This window comes from Ruegeria sp. CDSB022, assembly GCF_059611145.1.
Map to the genome: position 1 here is coordinate 21262 of NZ_JBXWOZ010000019.1, position 23358 is coordinate 44619.

Here is a 23358-nt window from a genome sequence, read left to right on the forward strand (position 1 = left end):
GTTCAAACTACGGTGGTGCCGCCCGGGTTCAACCCCGATGACGGAAAGTTAAGAATTATTCATTGACCGGCGGCGCCGATGGCGTTTCGATCCCAGCGTTCCGCGCAGCCTGGGTTTGCTTGTTCGGGTCGATAGCCCAGCGACGGTAAACCTGCGAATATCGATCTACGTTGAACAGCCGCAAACGGGTCCAGCGCCCCTGACGCTTGCGGAAATCCGCATCTTCTTGGTTGACGACCTGCCGTGTGTTTGACGGAACGCCATATCGGCTGGAGGCCGTGACAAGCGCGCCATCAGAGGCAGGCACAGCGGTATTTGGATTCGAAGCAGCCGGATTCCCGCCCAGCGCGGCAATAGCATCCCCTGTGGGATTGGCATCGGTCAGGTTGGTGCCACCCGGTGTCGGTGCGGGCAAAGAGTTGTAGTTCTCGGGCTGGGTCAGAGGTTTGACCGGCAGAATCGCAAACTCGTCCGGGCCCGGGCCCGGCGGCTCGAGGTGGCGCAGACCGATATCCGAACATCCCGCAACCGCAAGACTCATAGTCACAACAAATATGGAACGCGGCAACCGCATGAAAGTCTCCAGCCTGTTTCAGGCGCTTTTATCGTATTTCCAAACCCGCGTCACGAGGGCTTTTTCCTATCAAACAGCACCAACCCGAACGCACCTGCGAATATGAATACATCGGCCATATTGAACACATAGGGGTTGTCGAAACCACAGCAGGACATGTTCAGAAAATCCAGCACATATCCGTACAACACGCGGTCCACCACATTGCCAATCGCACCGCCGATCAGCAGGCCGCCACAGACCAACATGAGCTTTGAGGGGGCCGTGCGCTTCAACCAAATCAACACGCCCACTGAAATCACCAGTGAAACTCCGATCAGAGCCCAGCGCGCGGCGTCGCCATTGCCCTGAAACAGGCCGAAATTGATGCCGCGATTCTCGCCATATCTGAACACCAGAAAGGGCGGCAGAACGCTGATCGGCCCTTCGGCCACGCGCATCACATGAACGACCAGGTACTTGCTGATCTGGTCGATCAGAAACGCGGTCAGCGCCGCCCAGAGGAGCAATCGGGCACGCATCAGTGACGGAAATGCCGCATGCCGGTAAAGACCATGGCCAGACCGGCCTCATCTGCGGCGGCGATCACGTCGTCATCTCGCATCGAGCCGCCAGGCTGAATCACGCAGGTGGCCCCGGCCTCTGCGGCCTCCATCAAACCGTCGGGAAAGGGGAAGAACGCGTCTGACGCCACCGCCGAGCCGATGGTCAGCGGTTGGGCCAAGCCCAGAACATCGGCCATGCGCTCGGCCTTTTTGGCCGCGATCAGGGCCGAATCCACGCGGCTCATCTGGCCAGCGCCGACACCCACGGTCGCGCCGTCCTTAACATAGACGATGGCGTTGGATTTCACGTGCTTTGCCACCTTCCAGGCAAACAGAAGGTCGCGCATCTGTTCATCCGTCGGGGCCTTCTTGGTGACAACCGTCAGGTCATCCATGCCGACGAAACCGTTATCCTTGTCTTGTACCAGCAGACCGCCCGCGACCTGACGCACGGTTTTGCCACCGGCGGTCACATCCGGCAGGCCTTCGGTCGTCAGAAGGCGCAGGTTTTTCTTGGCGGCAAAGATCGCCTTGGCCTCATCCGAGGCGCCAGGTGCGATCACAACCTCGGTGAAAATCCCTGTGATCTCCTGCGCGGTTTCAGCGTCCAGCGGCTGATTCAGGGCCACGATCCCGCCAAAGGCCGAGGTACGGTCACAGTCGAACGCGGCCTTATAGGCGTCCAGCAGCGTGCCTCCTGTCGCAACGCCACACGGGTTGGCATGTTTGATGATGGCACAGGCCGCACCCTTGACGGGATCGAATTCCGCAACCAGCTCAAACGCCGCATCAGTGTCGTTGATGTTGTTATAGCTCAGTTCCTTGCCCTGATGCTGAAGGGCGGTCGCCACACCGGGTCGGTTGGTACCGTCGGTATAGAATGCAGCGGTCTGATGGCTGTTCTCGCCATAGCGCAGTGTCTGTTTCAACTCGCCCGCAAAAGCGCGGCGTTTGGGGGCCTCAAGCTGCAGCGCATCGGCCATCCAGTTCGACACGGCGGTATCGTAAGCAGCGGTGCGGGCATAGGCCTTTTGGGCCAACCACTGACGGAAACCATATGCGGTCTTGCCGTAATTCTCGTCCAGCTGATCCAACAGCGACGAGTAATCCTCGACATCGACCACGACATTGACGAACGCGTGGTTCTTGGACGCGGCACGGATCATCGCTGGGCCGCCGATGTCGATATTCTCGATACATTCGTCATAGCCAGCGCCTTTAGCCACGGTCGCCTCGAACGGATAGAGGTTCACTACCAGCAGGTCGATCGCGTCGATGCCGTGTTCGTTCATCGCGGCGGTATGGGTGTCATTGTCACGCAAGGCCAGCAAGCCGCCATGCACCATCGGGTGCAGCGTTTTGACCCGGCCATCCATCATCTCGGGGAAACCGGTGATCTCGCTGACATCCTTCACCTCCAACCCCGCATCGCGCAACGCTTTTGCTGTGCCGCCGGTCGACAACAGCTCGACCCCGCGGTCGGCCAGCGCCTTACCCAGCTCGATCAGCCCGGTCTTGTCGGATACGGAAAGCAACGCGCGGCGCACGGGGTGAAGATCGGTCATGGGTCCAAAGGTCCTTTTGGCGTCAGTCAAACTCGGGCTCGTCCCGGTGCAAGTCGCGCACGGCAAAGGCTGTATCCTGCGCCTTGCTCAACGTCCACCGGATGCGCGTCGCATACTCCATTGCGCGGCCAGATAGAACGATCTGTTTTGTCGCGCGTGGCTTCAAACGGCCCTTTTCAAGATAAACACTTGGCTCGATTGACAATTTCCCCACACCATCATGGCGGAACACCCAAATCTCACCGCTTTTGAGCGCCATGGACACCGCCGCACCGCCCAAATCTATCGCCGCATCCACGTCCGGATGCAGATGGAACCGTATGTCAAAGCCGATACCAGTCAGGCTCGACGCATCCAGCGCCTTGTCAAATTGCCGCTTGGCCCTGTCACTTGTGGTAAGCAGAATATCTTCGCCGGTCAGCTCCCGCCCGTCAAAGCGCAGCTCGAACGTTCGGGCATGGGTCAGGCCGAACACTTTGGTATAGCCATCATGCCCGGCCATAAACCGGGTTCCCTCGAACGCGTCTTCGAACTCGACCGGAACATCCTTTGGCGCGTCGACCAGCCCTTCACGTTCCGTACCAGGAACAGCTGAGGTCAGACGCGCACTTGAAAAGCCGTCAAGACAAAGTGTCGAATGCGACGGCGTGGCGCGCCCGGCCCGACGCCATTCCAACCCAAAGGTTTCCCCAGACCCACAATTCACAATCAGAGGTCGGCGGCCCGAGGTCAGCTCGAACGCCAAGGTCGACGCATGTGCGTTATATGACGCATCCCCTTTGGGCGGCGAACTGGCGTCAATTATCACACTGGTCCGTGCCGCATAGAGACGGGCAAATCCCATGGACAGGCCGTTCTCGCTTTGCGGTCTGACGCCGCTTTGCGCCAGAGCCTGATCCAGACGACCCTCGACCCCGCGCCCGCCCCCGTGGAAACGGGCCAGTGCACCATCCGAATGACGCAGATTACGCATGGTCGGGGCCATCCGTTTAATCGCATTCGCCTGCGCCCCAGGTGTACCCCGCCCCAAATCGCTAAGTGCTGCCGATGTCCAGGCGAGCAGCGTGAAGACTTCCAGCAGCTCCTCGGGGTTGCGCGTGGAGATACCACCTTTTTGATCTATCTGACTGTCACATTCCCGCGCCAGAGCGCGCAGGGCGGGCTCTGCCATCTGCTCAAGCCCTTCCAAAGCCAAACCAGCCTGCACCAGACCGGCTAGCGCTTCGAACCGGGGCAGGCCAGGCGTCGCAGCATGCCAGCGTTTCGACAGGAACCAGGCCTGCTGAGATAGCGAACTGAAAAAGACCTTGCTTTGTTGCTCATCCACACCGCGCAGCAAAAAGATCGCGTGATTGATCCACCGCATCACTCGCCGACCTGTCAGATCAGGTGCCCAACCGGGCCCGTGCCCGCGCCCATGTGCTTCGATCCAGCCCCAGACCCAGCGTTGCGCCTTTTCGCGCGCCCGGATGTCGCCAACAGCCGCCAGATCATCCAGCCAGGCAAAACCGTGGCGTTCATCGTCGAATCCGGTGCTGGGCGCAGTGACATCCCATAAGCCTGTATCCTGCGCCTCTACCAGATAGCCCGAGAACAGCAGGTTCCCAGCCACCAACTGACGCCCGCGCGCAAATGATCCAACCGTGCGTGGTTCCGGATCGCCCACAAATCCGGTAACGGCCTTGCGCCGCTGACTGAGCCGCGCATAAAGCCGGTTCTGATATCGCGACCATCGGTTTGCCATGGTGTCCGAATTTGACATGACGCTCGTTACTCTGCCCCTTGCGCTCTGCTGGCGCCTGAGACCCAACGATAGACCGGAGCAATCGTCAAGTCATCGAAAAGCGTGCCTTCAGGTCGATTTCGTCAGGCAGGCGATATAGAAGCCGTCCATGCCGCCTGTCCCCGGCCAATAGTCAGGCCGCAGACGCAAACCGCCCTCTTCGGTGATCCAGCCCGTTTCGATCCCTACGACCTGTAAAGCGGCCCGGTCCGCTTGCATATCAGGATACATCTGTAGCGCCTCTTCAACCTGCACCTCGCCCTCATCGGGCAGTAACGAGCAGGTGCAGTACACCAACCGCCCGCCCGGTTTCAGAAGGGTCCAGGCATGAGCAAGTATCTGCGTTTGCAGCTCGATCAGCGCGCCGAATTCCGACCCGTCCTTGGCAAAGGGCAGATCAGGATGGCGGCGGATCGTGCCGGTGGCGGAACAGGGCGCATCCAGCAGGATAGCGTCATACTGACCTTGATATTCAAGCGCGTCAGCCGCGATGACCGTAGCCATCAGGCCCGTCCGCGTCAGGTTCTCGCGGACTCGTTCCAGCCGCGATTCCGAGATATCCAGCGCAGTCACATCGGCCCCCGCAGCCGCCAGCTGCAACGACTTGCCACCGGGCGCAGCGCAAAGGTCCAGAATTTTCTCTCCGGCCTTAGGCGCCAGAACTCGGGCAGGCAGTGCGGCGGCGGCATCCTGAACCCACCAGTCACCGCGATCATATCCCGGCAGAGCGGACACCTGCCCCGCATCCCGAACCCGCATCGAACCGGTCGGAAGCATCTCACCCGGCGCTGTTGCCCCGGGCTTGACCGAAAGATCCAGCGGCGCGCCCTCGAAATGCGCCAGCTCCATGCCGGTCACGGCCTCGGCACCCCAGGCCATGATCAACGGATCGCGCAGCCACTCGGGTAGGCGCGGCACGCGCATTTTCGGCCAAGCCTCTGGCCCTTCCGCCGCGACCTTGCGCAGAACCGCGTTCACCAACCCCTTGAGCCGCCCATGCTTGCGCGAGCGACCGACAATCTCAACCATGGAATTTACGACGCCATGCGCTGCCTCGCCATGGCACAGCTCAACCGCTCCCAGACGCAGGGCATTATGCACGGTCAGGGCGGGAGTGCGGTTCAGGTGATTGTCCAACAGACGGTCGGCGCGTTCGAGCCCACGCAGCGTTTGCAACGCCAGCCGCTGTGCCCGCGCCCGGTCTTCTGGTGCCAATCGCTCCAACGCACCTGCAGCCAGGCATTCTGACATCAGCCGCCCCTCACCCAAGATCTGATCCAGAAGGTAGATTGCGCTGCGTCGCGCGGCCGTTGCGTTATCGGACATTGAATCGCCTTTGATGTGACCCTCGTCCGCATTGCCAAGGGCGGACGGGGGCGTATATCAAGCCAATGCACTGAAAGGAACCCGATGTCATGAGTGACGAGCCCAAAGACCTGCCGCCTGCCGCACAACGCGCGCTGGCCGAGGCGGAGGACCGCCGCCGCAAGGCCGAAGCCGACGCAAAAGCGCGACCCAAAGAGCTGGGCGGACGCGACGGCCCCGATCCTGCACGTTATGGCGATTGGGAAAAGAAAGGCATCGCGATAGATTTCTGATCAATCCCCGCGCAGGGCCTGCAGAAAATCCGCGATGAGCGCCCGTTGCTTATTGGATTTCGCACGCTCTTCGGGCCAGGTCAGCCAATAGCCATCTTTTGCGTTCAATTCGGGCAAATCCAGTCGACGCAACCGCCCCGCTCGCAAGTCCGATTGCGCCAAGGGCATGGATCCCAACACAACGCCCAAACCCTGCCGAGCCGCCGAAATCGCATGTTCCATCGAATCGAAGCTCATTTTCGAGGTTGGCAGGTCGGTCTGAGTGGTGTTTTTCGCCCAATCACGCCAGCCGGGCCTTTCACCGCGCAGATCAATCAAGGGCGCGGACCAATCCACACCCGGCGCTGCCATCGCACCAGCACTTCGGCGGCAATCAGTTCGGCATCTCGCCCGGGCCACGCCCCACGCCCATAGCGGATTTGAAGCCAAGTCCTCTCTTCATCCAGCGAAGACCGTCGCGCCACAGAATCTGTCAGCACCCGAACTTTGGGGCGCAGGTCGTGAAAACGTGCAAGAGCGGGTATGACGAGGGCTTTGATATGGGACGACAGGCCAGCCACCCGCAATTCGCGCGGGGATTTTCCGAAAAGGTCTTCGGTATTGCGCTCGAGCGCCTGCAAGCTGTCCTGAACCAGCGGCAGATAGCTTTCGCCTTCGACGGTCAGCGATACACCGCGCGCCTCGCGCACAAACAGCGTGCGGCCCAACCAGGCCTCAAGGTTGCCGATGCGCTGACTGACGGCAGCCTGCGTTAGACCGAACTCGCGCGCCGCTGCCGAGAATCCACCCAACCGCCCCGCCGCTTCGAATACGCGCAACCAGTCCAGCGGGGGCAAGCCGATCTTCTTTTTATCCATAAGATTTTCCAGGCCTCAGCAGCAACAAGGATTAATTGTCGTAATGCCATAGGGGGCGTATATCCTCAAGCAAAGCCCCGCGCGAACAGGAGAAACCCCATGCTGCGCTCTGCCACCCATACTCCGTCAATCGTCACCGTGGAATTCGATACAGGCCCAAGTGCCCGCTTTCACGCCATCTGGCTACGCGACAACGCGCTTGATCCTGACACACGGGCACCGGGCAACGGACAGCGCCTGATCACCATTGGCGATATCCCCGCCGATACCATGGTCAGCGCTGCCTCAGTAGCCAACGGCGACCTCACCGTCACATTTCAACCCGAAAACAAGACTGTCACTTTCCCCGCCGATTGGCTGGCTGCGCATAGCTATGACCAAGAGGACAGCCGCAACTTTGGCCGCACCGCGCCCGGGATCACCACCTGGGAGCAAGGGCTCGACGCGCCCAGCGCCGACTGGAGCGACGTCCACGCCAAACCCGCAGCCAAGCGTGGCTGGCTGGCAATGGTCGCCGAATACGGGTTTGCCAAACTGACCAGTGGCCCGACCGAACCGGAATCCCTGTTGAAGGTGGCTGATCTGTTCGGATACGTCCGTCAGACCAACTATGGCCCCTATTTCGAGGTTCGAACCGAAGTGAACCCGACCAACCTGGCCTTTACAGGGCTTGGCCTGCAGGCGCACACGGACAACCCCTATCGCGACCCGGTACCGACATTGCAGATCCTGTACTGCCTGGAAAACAGCGCCGAGGGTGGCGATTCCATTGTTGTGGACGGGTTCCGGGCGGCGGAAAAACTGCGCGATCAGGACCCCGATGGATTTGCCCTGTTGGCAGGTTTCCCGGCGCGGTTCGAATACAAGGGCTCGGACGGGGTCTGCCTGCGGTCGCGCCGCCCAATGATTGAGCTATCGCCCGACGGCGAGTTGATCGGTATCCGCTTTAACAACCGCTCGTCGGCTCCGTTTGTGGATATCCCCTTCGATCTGATGGAGGCCTATTACGCCGCCTATCGCCAGTTGGGTGAGATAATCGACGATCCGGCCATGGGCGTGTCGTTCAAGCTGGAGCCGGGCGAAAGCTTCATCGTTGACAACACCCGCGTCCTGCACGCGCGTCTGGGCTATTCCGGCGCCGGGTCGCGGTGGTTGCAAGGCTGCTATGCCGACAAGGACGGCTTACTGTCAACGCTGGCGGCGATGGAACTGGCGACACTGGAGGCGGCGGAATGAAACCTGATTTCTCGACCCTGACCCCCGACAATATCGTGGCCTTCATCGGGGATATCTTTGACCGCCGCGGAGGCGAGGAATATCTGGGCGAACCCGTCACCATGGCAGAACACATGCTGCAGGGCGCGACCATTGCCGAACAGAACGGCATGCCCGAAGAGATCATCGTAGGGGCATTGCTGCACGATATCGGTCATTTCACATCCGAATTCGGCACGTACCACCCCGACGACACCGAAGACCGCCATCACGAAGATGCAGGCGCCGAGGTGCTGGAACAGTTCTTTCCGTCTGTTATCACCGATTGCTGCCGCTATCACGTGGCGGCCAAACGGTATCTTTGCGCTACCAAGCCCGAATATTTCAACCGCCTGTCCACGGCTTCGGTTCATACACTGGAACTGCAAGGCGGGCCGATGAGTGCCAGAGAAGTTGCCGAATTCGAGCAGAACCCGAACCTGAAAGAGATCATTCAGGTGCGTTATCTGGACGAAGCAGGTAAACGTGCAGACATGGAAACCCCCGATTTCAACCATTTTGCGCCGATGGTGCAGCGAATGGTCGAAAAATATCAGGAGCTCACATGAACGCCCCAGAATACATTTTTGAGGCCAACACCAAACCATCTCTGCCTTGGCACGAGGTCCCCTTGATCCGTGCTACAGACAAGTCGGTCAAGGGCTATGGCTGTCTGGTCGACGACCCCGAAGAATTCGAAATTGAAATCGTCCGTTGGCCACAGCAAGGCTGGCGGCCCATCGACGAAGGCACCGGCGATGAAGCCGGTTGGATCGAAGGCACATTTCATGGTGAGTGGAAAGGGGACGTCCTTTACGGCGAGAACGAAGCGGTCAACGGCCACTATGTCCTCGGCTGGTCCACTGATCCGCAACAGGCCAACGCCAACCGGCAAACTGCTCCGCGCGATCAGGTTCTGCTTTGGCACATGAACTATCACCCCGATGGCGGACAGATGTTCTGGCCGATCGACAACAAGCCTTTCATCATCCCTGCCGCATTGCCGGGCGACAATCTGACACCAGAAAAGGTGGTGGCCTTCTGGTGTGATGGGTCACGCGGGCTGTATATCCATCCTGGCATCTGGCACGAGGGGATATTCCCGGTCGAGGACAATCAGCGTTTTCTGGATCGGCAGGGCAAGGTTCACGCGCGGGTCAGTGCGGATATCGGCAAAGAATTCGGCGTCTATCTCGCCTGCCCTTTGCGCGCAGATAAGATCAGAGAGTTGTAGTCGGTCTGTCGGCTCCCGGGCGGTGTCAAAGCCCCAGAACGTCCACCATGTCATATTGGCCAGGCGCTTTACCCTGCCCCCAAAGTGCGGCTTTCAGGGCGCCGCGCGCGAAAATGGCGCGGTCAGTGGCCAGGTGGCGCAGCACGATGCGTTCGCCCGGTGCCGCGAATAGCACGTCATGCTCACCCACGATGTCGCCGCCGCGAATGGCATGGAACCCGATATCGCCCCGTTTGCGCGCGCCGGTCATACCATCGCGGCCCCGATCGGACACCTCAGCCAGATCTACACCACGCCCTTCCGCAGCAGCCTCGCCCAGCATCAGCGCGGTGCCCGAGGGCGCATCGACCTTGTGGTGGTGATGCCCTTCGATCACCTCAATATCGAAATCTTCATCCAACGCGGCAGCGACCTTTTTGGTCAGCTGTACCAGCAGGTTCACACCCAGGCTCATATTTCCCGCCCGCACGATCACCGCATGACGTGAGGCCGGCTCCAGAGCGGCAATCTGCTCGTCACTCATCCCGGTAGTGCCGATCACATGCACACAGCGCGCCTGCGCCGCCAACGCGGCGAATTCCAGCGTCGCCTCGGGTGCGGTGAAATCAATCACGGCCTGCGCCTGGGCAAAGGCCTCCAGCGGATCATCGGTCACGGTGACGCCCAGCGCGGCACCGCCCATGGCCACACCCACATCCTGACCAACCCAGTCATGTCCCGCGCGCTCGACCACGCCGACCAGACGCGCCTGATCGCTGTCGGTCACGGTCTTGATCAGCATCTGCCCCATACGGCCCGAAGCCCCTGTGATGACGATCCCCGGAATATGGGTCATTGTGCTGGTCCCTTTGCATTGATTGGCTCAAAGCCTCCTACCCGGTTCGCACCCGCTTGGCAAAGCCCCGCTTTGCGCTTAGATCGGGGATATGGCTAAGAACAAATTCCACGATGGCCCCGGCCCGTCCCAACGACAGCTGCGTGTCGGCGAACTGATCCGCCGCACCCTGTCCGAGGTTCTGGCGCGCGGAGATGTCCACGATCCCGACCTGAATCGCATGTCAATCACCGTGGGTGAGGTGCGCACCTCGCCCGATCTGAAGATCGCCACCGCCTTTGTGCTGCCCCTGGGCGGCAAAGGGCAGGAGGATGTAATCGAACTGCTGGCCCGCAACAAACACGAGCTGCGGCGCATGGTTGGTAAAAAGGTCGGGCTGAAATTCTCCCCCGATCTGCGATTCCGGCTGGATGACACATTCGACCGTTTGGATGACACCCGCCGCATGTTCGATCAGGACGCGGTGCGCCGCGATCTCGACGAGTGATCCGGGCATTTGTCACTTTGGGCGCTTTCCTGTGGGCGGCACAAACCGGGGCAGTGACATGCGAAAAGGTCACGCATAGTGACAAACGCTACACTGTCTGCGAGGTGGATGCCGCGAATGAGGACATGCGCTTGTTCCTCAATGACGAGAATGGCGACCTGCTAGGGCATTTCTCGGCGGTGAATGAGGCGCTGGAGCCCGTTGGCAAGCGTCTGGCCTTTGCGATGAACGCAGGCATGTATCACGACGACCGCTCGCCCGTCGGCCATTATGTCGAGGACGGGCAGGAGCAGATGCGTGTGATCCCGAACCCCGGTCCCGGAAACTTCGGCCTTCTGCCCAATGGCGTGTTCTGCATCCGCGAGGGCCGCGCCGACGTGTTTGAAACGCTCGAATTCATTGAACAGGCCCCCGAATGCCGCTTTGCCAGTCAATCCGGCCCGATGCTGGTCATCGACGGAGAGCTGCACCCAAGGTTCCTGCCTGATTCGACGTCGGTTTACGTCCGCAATGGCGTGGGCACCAGCGGTGATGGCACCCGCGCGGTGTTTGCCATTTCCGAAGATTACGTAACCTTCCACCAATTCGGCAGCCTGTTCCGCGACGTACTGGAAACCCCGAATGCGCTGTTCTTTGATGGCAATATCTCACGTATGTATGACCGGGCGAATAATCGATCCGATGTCGGGTTTTCACTGGGGCCGATTGTTGGTGTGGTCGAAGACACGCCCTGAAATTGACAGGGCCCGACCGATCCGCTAACTCGCGCGCCTCAGCAAAGAACAAGGTGCACAATGGGACGCAAACGCAAGGGTCGCGACATTTCCGGTTGGCTGGTGGTGGACAAGCCCGCAGGCATGACCTCGACCGCCGTGGTCAACAAGGTGCGTTGGGCGATGGACGCTAAAAAAGCGGGCCATGCGGGCACGCTGGACCCCGAGGCTACCGGAGTTCTGGCCGTGGCTTTGGGTGAGGCAACCAAGACCGTTCCCTATATCACCGACGCACTCAAGGCCTATACCTTCACCGTGCGACTGGGTCAGGCCACCAATACCGATGACGCCGAAGGCGAGGTAATCGCAAGCAGCGATGCGCGCCCTTCGGATGAGGATATCAAAGACGCCCTCGCCCCCTTTATCGGTGAAATCATGCAAGTCCCGCCGAAATTCTCGGCGGTGAAGATCGACGGGCAGCGTGCCTATAAGCTGGCCCGCGATGGCGAGGATGTGGAACTGGCTGCGCGCCCTCTGTGGGTCGAAGAGCTGGTTCTAGTCGACCGCCCCGACGACGACCACGTCATGCTGGAAATGACTTGCGGCAAGGGTGGTTATGTCCGATCGATCGCCCGCGATCTGGGGGCCGCGCTGGGGTGCTACGGCCATGTCCGCGAGCTGCGCCGTATCTGGTCCGGCCCATTCGAGACCAAAGACGGGCTGAGCATTGAACAGATCGACGAAATGGCCAAAACCACCGCGCTGGATGATTTCCTGCACCCGCTGGAAACTGGCCTATCGGACCTGCCCGAACTGAAATGCACCCCCGAAGGTGCGACCCGTCTGCGTAACGGCAACCCTGGTATGGTTCTGGCGTCCGATGTGGAATACGGGGATGAGGCCTGGGCCTCGCTGGATGGTCAGGCGGTGGCGGTCGGCATCTATAAATCCGGCGAATTGCATCCCAGCCGGGTGTTCGTCACGTAATCTGCGTGCTAGTCGAAACCCATGATCACGCGCACACATACCAAGGGCGACGCGCCCTCGACCGCTGTTTATTCAGATTGCGAGAGATACCGCTATAGCCTGACGCGCATCTGGGATCCGGCCGGGCGCAAGGCGCTGTTTGTGATGCTGAATCCGTCCACCGCGACCGAGGTGCAGAACGATCCCACGGTTGAACGCTGCGAACGCCGGGCGCGCGCGCTGGGGTTCGGCGCGTTTCAGGTCACTAATATCTTTGCATGGCGCGATACTGATCCACGCAAGATGCGGGCCGCTGCCGATCCGGTGGGGCCTGAGAATGACATGGCCATTCTGAATGGCGTGGACTGGGCCGATCAGGTCATCGCTGCCTGGGGCACCCATGGCGCGCATTTGGATCGAGGCACCGCCGTCGAAACCCTGCTGCGCGGCACCGGTCAGCCGATGTACCACCTTGGGCTTACCAAGGACGGCCACCCCAAGCATCCGCTCTATATCGCTTACACGCAAAACCCCGAACCCTGGTGACAAAGGGTTAACCACAAGCTCAGCTAGGCTTTGACCAAAGCCCTGATCGCATGGGACATTTCACCCTCGAAGCAATGCGTTCAAGGAGGTTGTCATGTTTCTGATCGGATTGCTTAGTCTGGCGGCTGTCGGCGGGGTGGCCTATGCCATCGGCGATGTCTTTGACATAGATGAAGATCCCGGTGAGGACGATGTCGTCGACGACCAGCCTCCTGCGGTCGAAACTGGCGAATTCCTTGACGTCGGTGAGAATGTCGAGGAACCCGAAGCGCCCGAGATTTCGACCGGGACGATCATATCCGAAATCGAGGGCGACATGATCATCGCTGGTACCGAGGATCTGGACATCCTGACCGGCCAGGACGGCGACGATCAGATCAATGGATATGCGGGGGATGACACGATTTATGGTGGCGAAGGCGATGACACCCTGCATGGGGGAGGAGGCGCTGATACGATCTTTGGCGGCGCTGGCCAGGATGTCCTTCACGGAGAGGCGGGCGACGATCAAATCTCGGGCGATGAGGGGGATGATGCACTTTACGGGCATTTCGGCGCAGATCACCTGGACGGCGGGATGGGCGAGGATGAGCTGTATGGCGGGCAGGATGACGACATTCTGATCGGCGGTGAGGGCGATGACGCACTGCATGGCGGGTTTGGTGATGACCGGTTGAGCGGTGGCGAAGGCGAGGACGTGCTGTTCGGCGGTGATGGCGACGATATTCTGGACGGTCAGGATGGAGAGGACACCAACGCGCTGGATTTCCTGAACGGTGGCGCCGGGGATGATACGATCCTTGCCGAAGGCGGTGATATCGTAACCGGGGGCGAAGGTGACGATGACATCGTGGTTTCGCCCGAATCGGATGATGACGCCGTCACCGTCATGGATTTTCAGCCCGGTCAAGACAAGCTGCTGATCTCATGGGAAGGTCAGGAAAACCCGGACATTCAGATCAAGACAGACACCGAAGACGAGAACCTGACCCATGTAATTGTCGACGGGCAGAACGTGGTGCAGCTGATCGGGGCAGACGGAGTCAGCGCCGATGACATTCAACTGATATCCTCAGGCGATCTGGCGCAGCTCTGCGCGCTGGGCTGAATTTCCAGAATCCCTTTGCCATTGACCGCAAATGCGCCTATACGCGCGCATCCGTGTCGGAATCGATGCGGTTTTCTCCATGGGCCTGCGCTGGACGACATCCCGGCCTGTGCCATCAACCCTAACCTTTTCAAAGGAGACCCCGATGTCGATTACTGCCGCTGAAAAAGATCGCGTCATGAAAGAATTCGCAACCAAGGACGGCGATACCGGTTCGCCAGAAGTCCAGGTTGCCATCCTGACCTCGCGTATCACCACCCTGACCGAGCACTTCAAGACCCACAAGAAAGACAACCACGGTCGCCGTGGTCTTCTGAAGATGGTTGCCCAGCGCCGTAAGCTGCTGGACTATCTGAAAGGCAAAGAAGAAGCACGGTACCAGGACCTGATCAAAAAGCTGGGCATCCGCCGCTAAGCGCGCGCTGCTGTTTTTGATACAGACGCTGAAAAGCCTATAGATCATGATACGCTCGCCATTCGGCGGGCGTATTTGGTTTTGGGGTTCTCTCCGACCTTGAAGCAAAGCCTTTCGCTGCCTTCTCGATGACCGATCACGACAACATCTCGGACGATGGAAACTTTTTTCGCGCCGTGTGATCCACTTCACCGACAAGCTGCTCAAATCGCTGCAGTCTAGGAACTGTAGTGAGTAGGCGCTTATTTTTTTTCGAGCGTTAGGTTTTTCATAGTCCTCCCTTTTCAAGGCGCGCCCACAATGGGCGCGCCCGTTTTTATTGGGAGCCACGGTTCCGCCTGCTTGCACGATAGAATCGCCCCTAAAGACGGCCGCTTTTTTGCCTTCAGGACCGTTGAATTTGCCCGTGATGAACAGGTGTCAAATTGTGACGTTGCGTCGCAGATTCTGAGCGCTGGTTTAGAAAGTTGACGTAAACGTAAGCAACGTCGTGTTCTTTTATCAGAGAGTCAAAAAATGACGCGAAAGGCCAATATCTTCCCCCTTTGCACAGGATCGGTCGGTTCCTAAATGCCGCCTGTCGCTGCGGGTACACACTCACGGCAAACGGTCTTTGAGCCCTCCCACCCTCGTGGTTCGGACTGGCCCGCAGCGACAGTGTCCGACGACTATTTTACTGGAGTTTAACAATGCCTCTAAAATCAGTTTTGAACCGCGTTTTTGCAGCTAACCTTTCCCAGGCTCCTAAATCAGAAAAAAAGTCAACAACAGTCTCTGGCACAGATGGCATCGTAAAAAAAATGTCCGAGGTGGAAACTGCCGCAATCCTCCGCGGCATATTGAAAGAAGAAGAATTGGGGTCTCCCCAACCGCGTAGCAAAGAAGATTCGTTGCAATAGGCCCAGACCCGCTTTGATCCCGGATATATGAAATCCGCTTTCTGCACGATCATAATAGAATGGATCATCTTCTTTAAGCTGGAGACGGGGCCAATACGGTCCGATCTCACCTGTAGTCAGTGGCTCCACCAAAATCGTTTGCCACACATGTCCTCCCCAAATTTTACCTGACTCAGACTGTATTCGGACACATCTGCACCGATCAGGGCCAAACCCTTATCCAACAGGGTGCATTTGGCGACTGGTCAATCAGGGTTTCAACATGTTATTCACCCAAATGGTTGACTGAAGCAGAATAAGGTTGTAATTCATCCAAATGGTTGAACGAGAGAGTCGATATGACCTCAATGCAATATTGAAGGCCGCGTCCGACCCGACCCGCCGCGCTATTCTGACGATGCTTGCGCAGCAGGGACCATTGCGGGTGACGGACATTGCGCGGCAATTCGATATGAGCCTCAACTCGGTCTCCAAGCACATCAAGGTGCTGGAAAACGCCGAGCTGGTGCAGCGCCGGACCGAATGGCGCGAACATCTGATCGAGGTTCAGATGGCTCCTTTATCAGCCGTTGATTCTTGGTTTGCCGGGTTGCGTTCGATTTGGGCGCTTCGGCTGGACGCCTTGGAAACTGCTTTGGAGGACCCAGAAGATGACGGACCTGTCACTTGAAATAACGCGCGCCATTCCACATCCACCCGAAAAGGTGTTTGATGCCTGGCTCAACCCCGAGATGCTGGCAAAATTCATGCTGCCGGCACCGGGCATGACCGTGCCCGAAGCGCATTCCGACGCCAAGGTCGGCGGCAGGTTCAAAATCATCATGCGCGCGCCCGAGGCTGGCGATCTGCCGCATGAGGGCGAATACAAGGTCATCGACCGCCCCAACCGTCTGCAATTCACCTGGAATTCGCCCTACAGCCAAGACGATTCCACGGTCACACTGGATTTCACACCCACCGAAAAGGGCACCGAGCTGCGGCTGCACCACATCCGCTTTCCCTCGCAGGAAAGCCGGGACAATCACGAGGGCGGCTGGACCGCTATCCTTGCGGCGCTGGAGACGGCACTATGATCAACTGGCTGGCTCTCGGTGCAGGGGTGGTCGCTGCCTTTTTGTTGGGCTGGCTGGTCTACGGCCCTATGGGCTTTCAGAAACGCTGGGCAGAAGGCACCCGCATCGACCCGACGCCGCCCGAAACCCCGCCACTGGGCGCGATGGCCACACAGATCGTGTTCCTGATCCTGCTGGCTGCGGTAATCGCGGTGACCGAGACTACCAATAGCCTGGGCGTCGCCCTGCTTGCAATCCTTGCGGTGGCGGCGCAGACAGCCTCGGTCGGGACATGGGCGCAAAAAAGCGGCTTCGCCATTGCGGTCGACACCGGCTATGCGCTGGGCTGTGGTATCGTCATGATCCTGGCCCACGCGATCCTGTAGGATCGCCGCGTCTGCCCGATCCTCGATGGATCGGGCATGCGCCCTTTATACCCTTACCCTTCCTCGGAACTCCTGCCTTTCCAAAGCCCCCAAACTGCTGTATGGGCGGTCCATCTGAGACGTTGTGCTCTGACCCCAGCACTCGAATGGAAGATAAAGTGGGGTCGGCGGCAATGGGGCCGCCACGCAAACGGGAGACCCGCAGGGGCGGGAGTGCTCCCTTCTAGGATACGCAAATGTTTGATGTAACAAAGAAATCAATTCAGTGGGGCGAAGAGACGCTGACACTGGAAACCGGCAAGGTTGCCCGTCAGGCGGACGGCAGTGTGATTGCCACGCTGGGTGAGACCAGCGTGATGGCAAACGTGACCTTTGCGCGGAAGCAAAAACCCGGTCAGGACTTTTTCCCGCTGACCGTCCACTACCAAGAGAAATATTATGCCGCCGGTAAAGTTCCGGGTGGCTTTTTCAAGCGCGAGGCGCGCCCGACTGAAAAAGAGACGCTGACCGCGCGTCTGATCGACCGGCCGATCCGCCCGCTGTTTGTTGACGGCTTCAAAAACGAAGTTCTGGTGATGTGCACCGTGCTGAGCCACGATCTGGTCAACGACCCTGACATGGTGGCGATGATCGCAGCCTCTGCCGCGCTGACCATTTCCGGCGCACCGTTCAGAGGCCCGATTGCTGGTTGCCGCGTTGGTTTCGAGGATGGCGAATACATTCTGAACCCGACAGTGGACGACATGCAGGACCTGCGCCTGAACCCTGAACAGCGTCTGGATCTGGTTGTTGCCGGCACCAAAGACGCCGTGATGATGGTTGAATCGGAGGCTTACGAACTGTCCGAGGCCGAGATGCTGGGTGCGGTCAAATTTGCACACGAGCAGATTCAGCCGGTGATCGACCTGATCATTTCACTGGCCGAAGACGCGGCAAAAGAGCCGTTTGATTTCCAGGCGCCCGATTATTCCGAGCTGTCCGCCGCCGTTAAGGCTGCCGGTGAAGAACAGATGCGCGCCGCCTTCGCGATCACCGACAAGCAAGAGCGCACTGCTGCTGTTTCCGCTGCCCGCGACGCAATCAAGGAAGCCCTGACCGAGGAACAGCTGGAAGACGCGAACCTTGGCTCGGCGATGAAAAAGCTGGAAGCAGGCATCCTGCGCGGCGACGTCGTCAAAGGCGGCAAGCGGATCGACGGTCGTTCGACCACCGATATCCGTTCGATCGTTGCAGAAACCTCGATGCTGCCGCGGACACACGGCTCGGCCCTGTTCACCCGTGGTGAAACACAGGCGCTGGCTGTAACCACGCTGGGCACCGGTGATGATGAGCAGTTCATCGACGCCCTGCACGGCAACTTCAAATCGAACTTCCTGCTGCATTACAACTTCCCTCCTTATTCGGTTGGTGAAGCGGGTCGCGTGGGCCCTCCGGGACGTCGTGAGATTGGTCACGGCAAACTGGCATGGCGTGCGTTGCAGGCGGTTCTGCCTGCGGCAACCGACTTCCCCTACACGATCCGCATCGTGTCGGAGATCACCGAATCCAACGGATCAAGCTCGATGGCGTCTGTTTGCGGCGGTTCGCTGTCGATGATGGATGCGGGCGTTCCGCTGAAAGCACCGGTTGCCGGTGTTGCCATGGGTCTGATCTTGGAAGATGACGGCGATTACGCGATCCTGTCGGACATTCTGGGTGACGAAGACCACCTGGGCGACATGGACTTCAAGGTTGCGGGTACCGAAAACGGCATCACCTCTCTGCAGATGGACATCAAGGTTGCGGGCATCACGCCCGAGATCATGGAGAAAGCCCTGGCGCAAGCCAAGGACGGCCGGATGCACATCCTGGGCGAGATGGGCAAAGCCCTGTCCGAGACCAATGATTTCTCGGTCCACGCACCGCGCATCGAGACCATGAACATCCCCACCGACAAGATCCGTGAAGTGATCGGTTCCGGCGGCAAAGTCATCCGCGAAATCGTCGAAGTTTCTGGTGCCAAGGTCGACATCAACGATGACGGCGTGATCAAGATCGCCTCGCCCGATGGCGAATCGATCAAGAAGGCATACGAGATGATCCACTCGATCGTCGCAGAGCCGGAAGAAGGTCAGATCTACACCGGTAAAGTGGTCAAGATCGTCGACTTCGGCGCCTTCGTGAACTTCTTTGGCAAGCGTGACGGTCTGGTCCACGTGTCCCAGATCGAGAACCGCCGCCTGAACCATCCGTCAGACGTTCTGAAGGAAGGCCAGGAAGTGAAGGTCAAGCTGCTGGGCTTTGACGATCGTGGCAAAGTGCGCCTGTCGATGAAAATCGTCGATCAGGAAACCGGCGAAGAGATCGCACCTGAGAAGAAAGAAAAGAAAGAGGAAGGCGCAGAATAATCTGCTCGCCCCTCTGATTTCTCGAAAGACCCCGGCTTTGTCCGGGGTCTTTTTTTTTGTTCAGTCAGCATAAACCTTGGGCCAATTCCGCCCAATTCAACCGAAATCCAATCGCACCACCGGCCAGGCGAACCCACGTCTCCTACATCGACGCAACAAATCTAGGAGATGCGAAATGGAGACTTTCAAAATGCTGACTCTGACCGGACTGATCGCGACCGCCCCGGTGCTGGCTTTTGCCAACGTGACAGTCGGGGACAAGCTGGGCACCACCGAGACCGATATCCGCACCACTCTCGAGGCGCAGGGATACCAGATCGAAGAGATCGAATTCGAAGATGGCGAGATCGAGGTTGAACTCGTCAAGGATGGCGTGGAAACTGAACTGGTCCTGAACAAGACCGATGGCGTTGTCACCGCGATCGAGCTTGAAGAGGACGACGACTGACCAGACAATCTTAAAGGAGCGCTATGAAGATTTCACAGACGTCTTTACTCTGGCTCCTTCTGGTGGTGCAGGCTGTCTGCGCCACCTTTTTCCTAACCGATGCAGCGCTAGATTGGTTTGGCGGCGAAACTGCCGGGTTTCGGCATTTGCACCAGTTCGAATTGTTCCTGTCCCTGGCTCTGATCGGTGGTTTGGTGGCGACAATCACCCTGATCCGGGCTCAGGGCTTGCGCGTGCAGGACATGCAGCGTCAACTGGGCGTGGCGCAGGGCGCGTTTTCGCAGGTCATCGAAAATCAATTCACGCAGTGGCAGCTCAGCAATGCGGAACGCGATGTTGCAATATTGTCCATCAAGGGTTTGTCGATCGCAGAAATCGCCGAGCTGAGACAGACGAAAGAAGGGACTATCAAGGCACAAAGCGCTGCGATCTACCGCAAGGCGGGTGTCTCAGGGCGGCTCCAACTGCTCAGCTTTTTTGTCGAAGAGCTTTTGTCCGAACCCCTGGTCAACACGTCCTCGTCGTCAGAACCCGCCGACCAGGGCCAGGCTTGATCCACGGTTGCTCTTTCCCCGCCTGACGCGGTGTTCTATGCACGGGGTATGCGATCCTTTGTCATCCATATGTCCTCGAGCACCGCGCGCCGTCCCAATGCTGATCAGCTCTGCGCGGCCCTGCCCAATGCTGAACTGTTTGAGGCCGTAAATGGCCGCGACCCTGACCAGATTTCCGGTGTCGAACTGCATTCCGGAAATCTGCACCGCCCGCATTACCCATTCCCCTTGCGACCCGCAGAAATCGGCGTGTTCGAAAGCCATCGACGCATCTGGCGCAAGCTGGTCGAGGACGATATCGACCTGGCCATCATCTCCGAGGATGACCTGCGCATAGATCGGGCGCGAATGGAAAAGGCGCTTGGGTTGCTGGCCTCAATCGCCACCCCCGATCACTATATCCGCATCCCCGTAAAACAGCGCGAAGTACCGGCACAGGTCCTGGCAGAACAAGACGGCCTGCGGCTGATCCTACCCAAGGTGATCGGCCTGCAATGCGTATGTCAGATGGTGGGGAAAAACGCCGCCGAACGCCTTTTGGCGACCACCGACCAAATCGACCGCCCTGTCGATACCTTCTTGCAGATGCACTGGCTGACAGACCAGCCGGTTCACGCCTTGCAAGGCAGCGGAAATCAGGAAGTGGCCCAGGAAATCGGCGGCTCGACCATTCAGACAAAACCGCCCCTGTCAGACAAATTAACCCGAGAGTTCAAGCGCGCAGCCTACCGCGCCAAGCTGCACCTGCACCCGCAGCGCCCGCCTGCTTCATCTGGCTGAAAATACCTTCCGGGGGGAATCGCGCCGCGAGGCGCGATGGGGGGCAGACAGCCCCCCTGACCTGGGCCGTCTTACGACGGCGCCTTGGTCTTGCGCAGATAGGGGAAGATGGTCTCGAACTCGCCAAACTTTGCTTTGGCGTCGTCGTTTGAGACAGCAGGCGGAATGATTACGTCTTCGCCAGGCACCCAGTTCGCCGGGGTAGCCACGCCTTTCGACGACATCTGCAACCCGTCCAGTGCACGCAAAATCTCGGCAAAGTTACGTCCCACAGTCATAGGATAGGTCATCGAAAGCTTCAGTTGCTTGTCCGGCCCGATGATAAAAACCGACCGCACGGTCGCGCTGTCGGCCGGGGTACGCCCGTCCGGCAAATAGGCCTCGGCGGGCAGCATGTCGAAGGCCTTTGAAACGGCCAGACCATCATCGGCAATGATTGGAAAACCGGGACGCGCGTTGCCATAGGCCTCGATATCCTTTTTCCACTTCTTGTGGTCTTCGACGCCGTCAACCGAAACGCCCAGGACCTTGGTGTTGCGCGCGGCCCACTCATCGCTTAGCTGCGCGACGGCCGAAAACTCGGTGGTGCAGACAGGAGTGAAATCCTTTGGGTGCGAGAACAGAATGGCCCAGCTATCCCCAATCCAGTCGTGGAACTGAATGGTGCCCTGATCCGTTTCTGCAGTGAAATTGGGGACTGTGTCGTTGATGCGCAAACCCATGAAGCATCTCCTTTGCTAATTACAAAACCGAGTCGGTTGTCCAGAACCTAATCACTTTGCGCCGATGTTAAACAGTCAGCAAGTCACTTTAGCCCTAGGCCAGACCTCAAAATTCCATTTGATCAAATCGCGCTTGCCGGTTTCCTGAAGGCCTGACACAGTGGCGCCGAACCAAGAATCCCCGTCGCATGGTCAGGAGGATGCACCATGATCGAGAAACGCAATTTTTACATCAACGGTCAGTGGGTTGCCCCATCGGTTACGCATGATTTTCAGGTCATCAACCCCTCGACCGAAGAACCATGTGCCGTGATTTCGCTGGGCGATCAGGCCGATACGGACGCAGCTGTTGCAGCGGCCAAGGCGGCGTTGCCCGGCTGGATGGAAACCCCGGCGGAAACCCGCATCGCGATGGTCGAAAAGCTGATCGCGCTTTATGCCGAACGGTCCGAGGATCTGGCCCAGGCAATGTCGTTGGAGATGGGCGCCCCGATCGACATGGCGCGTAGCCAGCAAGTCGGAGCAGGCAGTTGGCACCTGGCAAATTTCATCCGCGCTGCCAAAGCGTTTCCTTTCGAGCGGCCGCTGGGCGATCACGCTCCCAACGACCAAATCATCTATGAGGCCGTCGGTGTCGCCGCCCTGATCACACCGTGGAATTGGCCAATGAACCAGGTCACGCTGAAGGTCGGTGCGGCTGCGATTGCGGGCTGCACAATGGTTCTGAAACCCTCGGAGCAAAGCCCGCTGAACGCGATGATCTTTGCTGAGCTGATGGATGAGGCCGGATTCCCGCCCGGTGTCTTCAACCTTGTCAACGGTGACGGGGTTGGCGTCGGATCTCAGCTGTCCACGCACCCCGATGTGGATATGGTCAGCTTTACGGGATCCACCCGCGCGGGCACGGCGATTTCCAAAGCCGCAGCCGATACACTGAAGAAGGTGCATTTGGAACTGGGCGGCAAGGGTGCAAATGTGGTCTTTGCCGATGCGGATGAAAAGGCCGTCAAACGTGGCGTGCTGCACATGATGAACAACACCGGTCAAAGCTGTAACGCCCCTAGCCGGATGCTGGTCCAGCGTCCCATCTATGACGCGGCGGTGGAAACCGCAGCTGAGGTTGCCAAAGGTGTCACCGTTGGCCCGGCGATGGAAGAAGGTCGCCATATCGGCCCGGTTGTGAACGAGCTGCAATGGGGCAAGATTCAGGACCTGATCCAAAAGGGTATCGACGAAGGCGCGCGCCTTGTCGCTGGTGGCACTGGCAGGCCTGAAGGGTTGAACAAGGGCTATTACGTGCGGCCTACGGTCTTTGCCGACGTCAACAACCAGATGACCATCGCCCGCGAAGAGATCTTTGGACCGGTTCTGACCATGATCCCCTTCGATACCGAGGAAGAGGCCATTGAAATCGCCAATGACACACCTTATGGGCTGACCAACTATGTCCAGACGCAGGATAACGTCCGTGCCAACCGCATGGCCCGCGCTTTGCGGTCGGGTATGGTCGAGATGAATGGCAAATCCCGCAGCGCGGGTTCTCCGTTCGGCGGCATGAAACAATCCGGCAACGGGCGCGAAGGCGGCGTCTGGGGGCTGGAGGATTTCCTTGAGGTCAAGGCCGTCGGCGGCTGGGCTGCCGAGTAACCC

Annotated in this window: 28 protein-coding genes; 19 read left to right on the forward strand and 9 right to left on the reverse strand. The window is 59.0% G+C overall.

Features of this window, described 5'->3' with window-relative positions; translation table 11 throughout:
• Positions 1 to 55: 55 nt before the first annotated feature.
• The 5 genes from AC2FIZ_RS18780 to AC2FIZ_RS18800 all read right to left on the reverse strand — a co-directional run bounded on the left by AC2FIZ_RS18780 (position 56) and on the right by AC2FIZ_RS18800 (position 5793).
• A complete protein-coding gene (locus AC2FIZ_RS18780) occupies positions 56 to 574 on the reverse strand; it encodes a DUF3035 domain-containing protein (RefSeq protein ID WP_271952136.1) in 519 nt (172 codons plus the stop codon).
• A 50-nt stretch (positions 575 to 624) separates the two neighbouring features.
• Complete coding sequence (gene lspA, locus AC2FIZ_RS18785) at positions 625 to 1095, reverse strand: signal peptidase II (protein WP_282022380.1); 471 nt, start codon at positions 1093 to 1095, stop codon at positions 625 to 627.
• On the reverse strand, positions 1095 to 2684 hold the full coding sequence (purH, locus tag AC2FIZ_RS18790; RefSeq protein WP_282027879.1) for a bifunctional phosphoribosylaminoimidazolecarboxamide formyltransferase/IMP cyclohydrolase: 1590 nt from the start codon (positions 2682 to 2684) through the stop codon (positions 1095 to 1097). Before purH ends, lspA begins: the two co-directional genes overlap by 1 nt.
• A 22-nt stretch (positions 2685 to 2706) precedes the next feature.
• Positions 2707 to 4446 carry a heparinase II/III family protein gene (locus AC2FIZ_RS18795; RefSeq protein ID WP_142640040.1) on the reverse strand — a complete coding sequence of 580 codons (1740 nt, stop codon included), beginning with the start codon at positions 4444 to 4446 and terminating at the stop codon, positions 2707 to 2709.
• Positions 4447 to 4536: 90 nt separating this feature from the next.
• Positions 4537 to 5793 carry an RsmB/NOP family class I SAM-dependent RNA methyltransferase gene (locus tag AC2FIZ_RS18800; RefSeq protein WP_496791462.1) on the reverse strand — a complete coding sequence of 419 codons (1257 nt, stop codon included), beginning with the start codon at positions 5791 to 5793 and terminating at the stop codon, positions 4537 to 4539.
• An 89-nt stretch (positions 5794 to 5882) separates the two neighbouring features.
• Here AC2FIZ_RS18800 and AC2FIZ_RS18805 point away from each other — a divergent pair, with 89 nt between their 5' ends.
• Entirely contained in the window at positions 5883 to 6065 is a 183-nt protein-coding gene (locus tag AC2FIZ_RS18805; protein WP_142640036.1) for a DUF1674 domain-containing protein, read from the forward strand.
• Here the strand turns inward: AC2FIZ_RS18805 and AC2FIZ_RS18810 are convergent, their stop codons facing one another.
• On the reverse strand, positions 6066 to 6416 hold the full coding sequence (locus AC2FIZ_RS18810; protein WP_496791464.1) for a LysR substrate-binding domain-containing protein: 351 nt from the start codon (positions 6414 to 6416) through the stop codon (positions 6066 to 6068).
• Positions 6380 to 6922 (reverse strand): LysR family transcriptional regulator, encoded by a 543-nt coding sequence (locus AC2FIZ_RS18815; protein WP_496791465.1) that lies wholly within the window; start codon positions 6920 to 6922, stop codon positions 6380 to 6382. Before AC2FIZ_RS18815 ends, AC2FIZ_RS18810 begins: the two co-directional genes overlap by 37 nt.
• Positions 6923 to 7021: 99 nt before the next feature.
• Here AC2FIZ_RS18815 and tmpA point away from each other — a divergent pair, with 99 nt between their 5' ends.
• The 3 genes from tmpA to AC2FIZ_RS18830 are packed head-to-tail and all read left to right on the forward strand — an operon-like array spanning position 7022 to position 9410.
• Positions 7022 to 8158, forward strand: a complete 1137-nt coding sequence (tmpA, locus tag AC2FIZ_RS18820) for a 2-trimethylaminoethylphosphonate dioxygenase (protein ID WP_142640032.1) — start codon at positions 7022 to 7024, stop codon at positions 8156 to 8158.
• Positions 8155 to 8745, forward strand: coding sequence for a (R)-1-hydroxy-2-trimethylaminoethylphosphonate oxygenase (gene tmpB / locus AC2FIZ_RS18825; RefSeq protein WP_142640030.1), 591 nt, complete (start codon positions 8155 to 8157; stop codon positions 8743 to 8745). The genes tmpA and tmpB overlap by 4 nt, the downstream gene beginning before the upstream one ends.
• Complete coding sequence (locus AC2FIZ_RS18830; RefSeq protein ID WP_496791467.1) at positions 8742 to 9410, forward strand: ureidoglycolate lyase; 669 nt, start codon at positions 8742 to 8744, stop codon at positions 9408 to 9410. The genes tmpB and AC2FIZ_RS18830 overlap by 4 nt, the downstream gene beginning before the upstream one ends.
• Before the next feature lie 25 nt (positions 9411 to 9435).
• Here the strand turns inward: AC2FIZ_RS18830 and dapB are convergent, their stop codons facing one another.
• Positions 9436 to 10245: a 4-hydroxy-tetrahydrodipicolinate reductase gene (gene dapB, locus AC2FIZ_RS18835; RefSeq protein WP_271952118.1), complete on the reverse strand. Its 810-nt coding sequence runs from the start codon at positions 10243 to 10245 to the stop codon at positions 9436 to 9438.
• 91 nt (positions 10246 to 10336) lie between these two features.
• Here dapB and rbfA point away from each other — a divergent pair, with 91 nt between their 5' ends.
• The 14 genes from rbfA (at position 10337) to AC2FIZ_RS18905 (ending at position 20986) form a co-directional block, all read left to right on the forward strand.
• A complete protein-coding gene (gene rbfA / locus AC2FIZ_RS18840; protein ID WP_142640024.1) occupies positions 10337 to 10732 on the forward strand; it encodes a 30S ribosome-binding factor RbfA in 396 nt (131 codons plus the stop codon).
• Positions 10729 to 11466, forward strand: a complete 738-nt coding sequence (locus AC2FIZ_RS18845; protein ID WP_281973778.1) for a phosphodiester glycosidase family protein — start codon at positions 10729 to 10731, stop codon at positions 11464 to 11466. The genes rbfA and AC2FIZ_RS18845 overlap by 4 nt, the downstream gene beginning before the upstream one ends.
• Positions 11467 to 11526: 60 nt before the next feature.
• Positions 11527 to 12432, forward strand: a complete 906-nt coding sequence (gene truB, locus AC2FIZ_RS18850) for a tRNA pseudouridine(55) synthase TruB (protein WP_142640021.1) — start codon at positions 11527 to 11529, stop codon at positions 12430 to 12432.
• 21 nt (positions 12433 to 12453) lie between these two features.
• The gene (locus AC2FIZ_RS18855) at positions 12454 to 12957 is read left to right on the forward strand and encodes a DUF1643 domain-containing protein (RefSeq protein WP_271952111.1); all 504 of its coding nucleotides are present in this window, start codon (positions 12454 to 12456) and stop codon (positions 12955 to 12957) included.
• A 94-nt stretch (positions 12958 to 13051) separates the two neighbouring features.
• On the forward strand, positions 13052 to 14065 hold the full coding sequence (locus AC2FIZ_RS18860; protein ID WP_496690431.1) for a calcium-binding protein: 1014 nt from the start codon (positions 13052 to 13054) through the stop codon (positions 14063 to 14065).
• A 145-nt stretch (positions 14066 to 14210) separates the two neighbouring features.
• Positions 14211 to 14480: a 30S ribosomal protein S15 gene (rpsO, locus tag AC2FIZ_RS18865; protein ID WP_142640015.1), complete on the forward strand. Its 270-nt coding sequence runs from the start codon at positions 14211 to 14213 to the stop codon at positions 14478 to 14480.
• A 689-nt stretch (positions 14481 to 15169) separates the two neighbouring features.
• Positions 15170 to 15379: a hypothetical protein gene (locus tag AC2FIZ_RS18870; RefSeq protein WP_281996033.1), complete on the forward strand. Its 210-nt coding sequence runs from the start codon at positions 15170 to 15172 to the stop codon at positions 15377 to 15379.
• A gap of 316 nt (positions 15380 to 15695) precedes the next feature.
• Positions 15696 to 16049 (forward strand): ArsR/SmtB family transcription factor, encoded by a 354-nt coding sequence (locus AC2FIZ_RS18875; RefSeq protein WP_142640011.1) that lies wholly within the window; start codon positions 15696 to 15698, stop codon positions 16047 to 16049.
• Positions 16030 to 16452 (forward strand): SRPBCC family protein, encoded by a 423-nt coding sequence (locus AC2FIZ_RS18880; RefSeq protein WP_281973782.1) that lies wholly within the window; start codon positions 16030 to 16032, stop codon positions 16450 to 16452. The genes AC2FIZ_RS18875 and AC2FIZ_RS18880 overlap by 20 nt, the downstream gene beginning before the upstream one ends.
• A complete protein-coding gene (locus tag AC2FIZ_RS18885; RefSeq protein WP_142640007.1) occupies positions 16449 to 16817 on the forward strand; it encodes a DUF1761 family protein in 369 nt (122 codons plus the stop codon). The genes AC2FIZ_RS18880 and AC2FIZ_RS18885 overlap by 4 nt, the downstream gene beginning before the upstream one ends.
• A 236-nt stretch (positions 16818 to 17053) precedes the next feature.
• The gene (gene pnp / locus AC2FIZ_RS18890; protein WP_281973783.1) at positions 17054 to 19204 is read left to right on the forward strand and encodes a polyribonucleotide nucleotidyltransferase; all 2151 of its coding nucleotides are present in this window, start codon (positions 17054 to 17056) and stop codon (positions 19202 to 19204) included.
• A gap of 175 nt (positions 19205 to 19379) precedes the next feature.
• The gene (locus AC2FIZ_RS18895; RefSeq protein WP_142640003.1) at positions 19380 to 19652 is read left to right on the forward strand and encodes a PepSY domain-containing protein; all 273 of its coding nucleotides are present in this window, start codon (positions 19380 to 19382) and stop codon (positions 19650 to 19652) included.
• Between the two features lie 23 nt (positions 19653 to 19675).
• On the forward strand, positions 19676 to 20206 hold the full coding sequence (locus AC2FIZ_RS18900) for a helix-turn-helix transcriptional regulator (protein ID WP_281973785.1): 531 nt from the start codon (positions 19676 to 19678) through the stop codon (positions 20204 to 20206).
• A gap of 48 nt (positions 20207 to 20254) precedes the next feature.
• Positions 20255 to 20986, forward strand: coding sequence for a glycosyltransferase family 25 protein (locus AC2FIZ_RS18905; RefSeq protein ID WP_281973786.1), 732 nt, complete (start codon positions 20255 to 20257; stop codon positions 20984 to 20986).
• Between the two features lie 71 nt (positions 20987 to 21057).
• Here AC2FIZ_RS18905 and AC2FIZ_RS18910 read toward each other — a convergent pair whose 3' ends face one another.
• Positions 21058 to 21708, reverse strand: a complete 651-nt coding sequence (locus AC2FIZ_RS18910) for a peroxiredoxin (RefSeq protein ID WP_281996032.1) — start codon at positions 21706 to 21708, stop codon at positions 21058 to 21060.
• A 207-nt stretch (positions 21709 to 21915) separates the two neighbouring features.
• Between AC2FIZ_RS18910 and AC2FIZ_RS18915 the strand changes: the two genes are divergently transcribed.
• Positions 21916 to 23355: an aldehyde dehydrogenase family protein gene (locus AC2FIZ_RS18915; protein WP_281973787.1), complete on the forward strand. Its 1440-nt coding sequence runs from the start codon at positions 21916 to 21918 to the stop codon at positions 23353 to 23355.
• The last annotated feature ends 3 nt before the right edge of the window (positions 23356 to 23358 follow it).

Excerpts from the sequence above, each read along its gene's own strand:
- AC2FIZ_RS18780 (WP_271952136.1), bottom strand. The coding sequence starts at position 574 with ATGCGGTTGCCGCGTTCCATATTTGTTGTGACTATGAGTCTTGCGGTT.
- lspA (WP_282022380.1), bottom strand. The coding sequence starts at position 1,095 with ATGCGTGCCCGATTGCTCCTCTGGGCGGCGCTGACCGCGTTTCTGATC.
- purH (WP_282027879.1), bottom strand. The coding sequence starts at position 2,684 with ATGACCGATCTTCACCCCGTGCGCCGCGCGTTGCTTTCCGTATCCGAC.
- AC2FIZ_RS18795 (WP_142640040.1), bottom strand. The coding sequence starts at position 4,446 with ATGTCAAATTCGGACACCATGGCAAACCGATGGTCGCGATATCAGAAC.
- AC2FIZ_RS18800 (WP_496791462.1), bottom strand. The coding sequence starts at position 5,793 with ATGTCCGATAACGCAACGGCCGCGCGACGCAGCGCAATCTACCTTCTG.
- AC2FIZ_RS18805 (WP_142640036.1), top strand. The coding sequence starts at position 5,883 with ATGAGTGACGAGCCCAAAGACCTGCCGCCTGCCGCACAACGCGCGCTG.
- AC2FIZ_RS18810 (WP_496791464.1), bottom strand. The coding sequence starts at position 6,416 with ATGGCAGCGCCGGGTGTGGATTGGTCCGCGCCCTTGATTGATCTGCGC.
- AC2FIZ_RS18815 (WP_496791465.1), bottom strand. The coding sequence starts at position 6,922 with ATGGATAAAAAGAAGATCGGCTTGCCCCCGCTGGACTGGTTGCGCGTA.
- tmpA (WP_142640032.1), top strand. The coding sequence starts at position 7,022 with ATGCTGCGCTCTGCCACCCATACTCCGTCAATCGTCACCGTGGAATTC.
- tmpB (WP_142640030.1), top strand. The coding sequence starts at position 8,155 with ATGAAACCTGATTTCTCGACCCTGACCCCCGACAATATCGTGGCCTTC.
- AC2FIZ_RS18830 (WP_496791467.1), top strand. The coding sequence starts at position 8,742 with ATGAACGCCCCAGAATACATTTTTGAGGCCAACACCAAACCATCTCTG.
- dapB (WP_271952118.1), bottom strand. The coding sequence starts at position 10,245 with ATGACCCATATTCCGGGGATCGTCATCACAGGGGCTTCGGGCCGTATG.
- rbfA (WP_142640024.1), top strand. The coding sequence starts at position 10,337 with ATGGCTAAGAACAAATTCCACGATGGCCCCGGCCCGTCCCAACGACAG.
- truB (WP_142640021.1), top strand. The coding sequence starts at position 11,527 with ATGGGACGCAAACGCAAGGGTCGCGACATTTCCGGTTGGCTGGTGGTG.
- AC2FIZ_RS18855 (WP_271952111.1), top strand. The coding sequence starts at position 12,454 with ATGATCACGCGCACACATACCAAGGGCGACGCGCCCTCGACCGCTGTT.
- AC2FIZ_RS18860 (WP_496690431.1), top strand. The coding sequence starts at position 13,052 with ATGTTTCTGATCGGATTGCTTAGTCTGGCGGCTGTCGGCGGGGTGGCC.
- rpsO (WP_142640015.1), top strand. The coding sequence starts at position 14,211 with ATGTCGATTACTGCCGCTGAAAAAGATCGCGTCATGAAAGAATTCGCA.
- AC2FIZ_RS18870 (WP_281996033.1), top strand. The coding sequence starts at position 15,170 with ATGCCTCTAAAATCAGTTTTGAACCGCGTTTTTGCAGCTAACCTTTCC.
- AC2FIZ_RS18875 (WP_142640011.1), top strand. The coding sequence starts at position 15,696 with ATGGTTGAACGAGAGAGTCGATATGACCTCAATGCAATATTGAAGGCC.
- AC2FIZ_RS18880 (WP_281973782.1), top strand. The coding sequence starts at position 16,030 with ATGACGGACCTGTCACTTGAAATAACGCGCGCCATTCCACATCCACCC.
- AC2FIZ_RS18885 (WP_142640007.1), top strand. The coding sequence starts at position 16,449 with ATGATCAACTGGCTGGCTCTCGGTGCAGGGGTGGTCGCTGCCTTTTTG.
- pnp (WP_281973783.1), top strand. The coding sequence starts at position 17,054 with ATGTTTGATGTAACAAAGAAATCAATTCAGTGGGGCGAAGAGACGCTG.
- AC2FIZ_RS18895 (WP_142640003.1), top strand. The coding sequence starts at position 19,380 with ATGGAGACTTTCAAAATGCTGACTCTGACCGGACTGATCGCGACCGCC.
- AC2FIZ_RS18900 (WP_281973785.1), top strand. The coding sequence starts at position 19,676 with ATGAAGATTTCACAGACGTCTTTACTCTGGCTCCTTCTGGTGGTGCAG.
- AC2FIZ_RS18905 (WP_281973786.1), top strand. The coding sequence starts at position 20,255 with ATGCGATCCTTTGTCATCCATATGTCCTCGAGCACCGCGCGCCGTCCC.
- AC2FIZ_RS18910 (WP_281996032.1), bottom strand. The coding sequence starts at position 21,708 with ATGGGTTTGCGCATCAACGACACAGTCCCCAATTTCACTGCAGAAACG.
- AC2FIZ_RS18915 (WP_281973787.1), top strand. The coding sequence starts at position 21,916 with ATGATCGAGAAACGCAATTTTTACATCAACGGTCAGTGGGTTGCCCCA.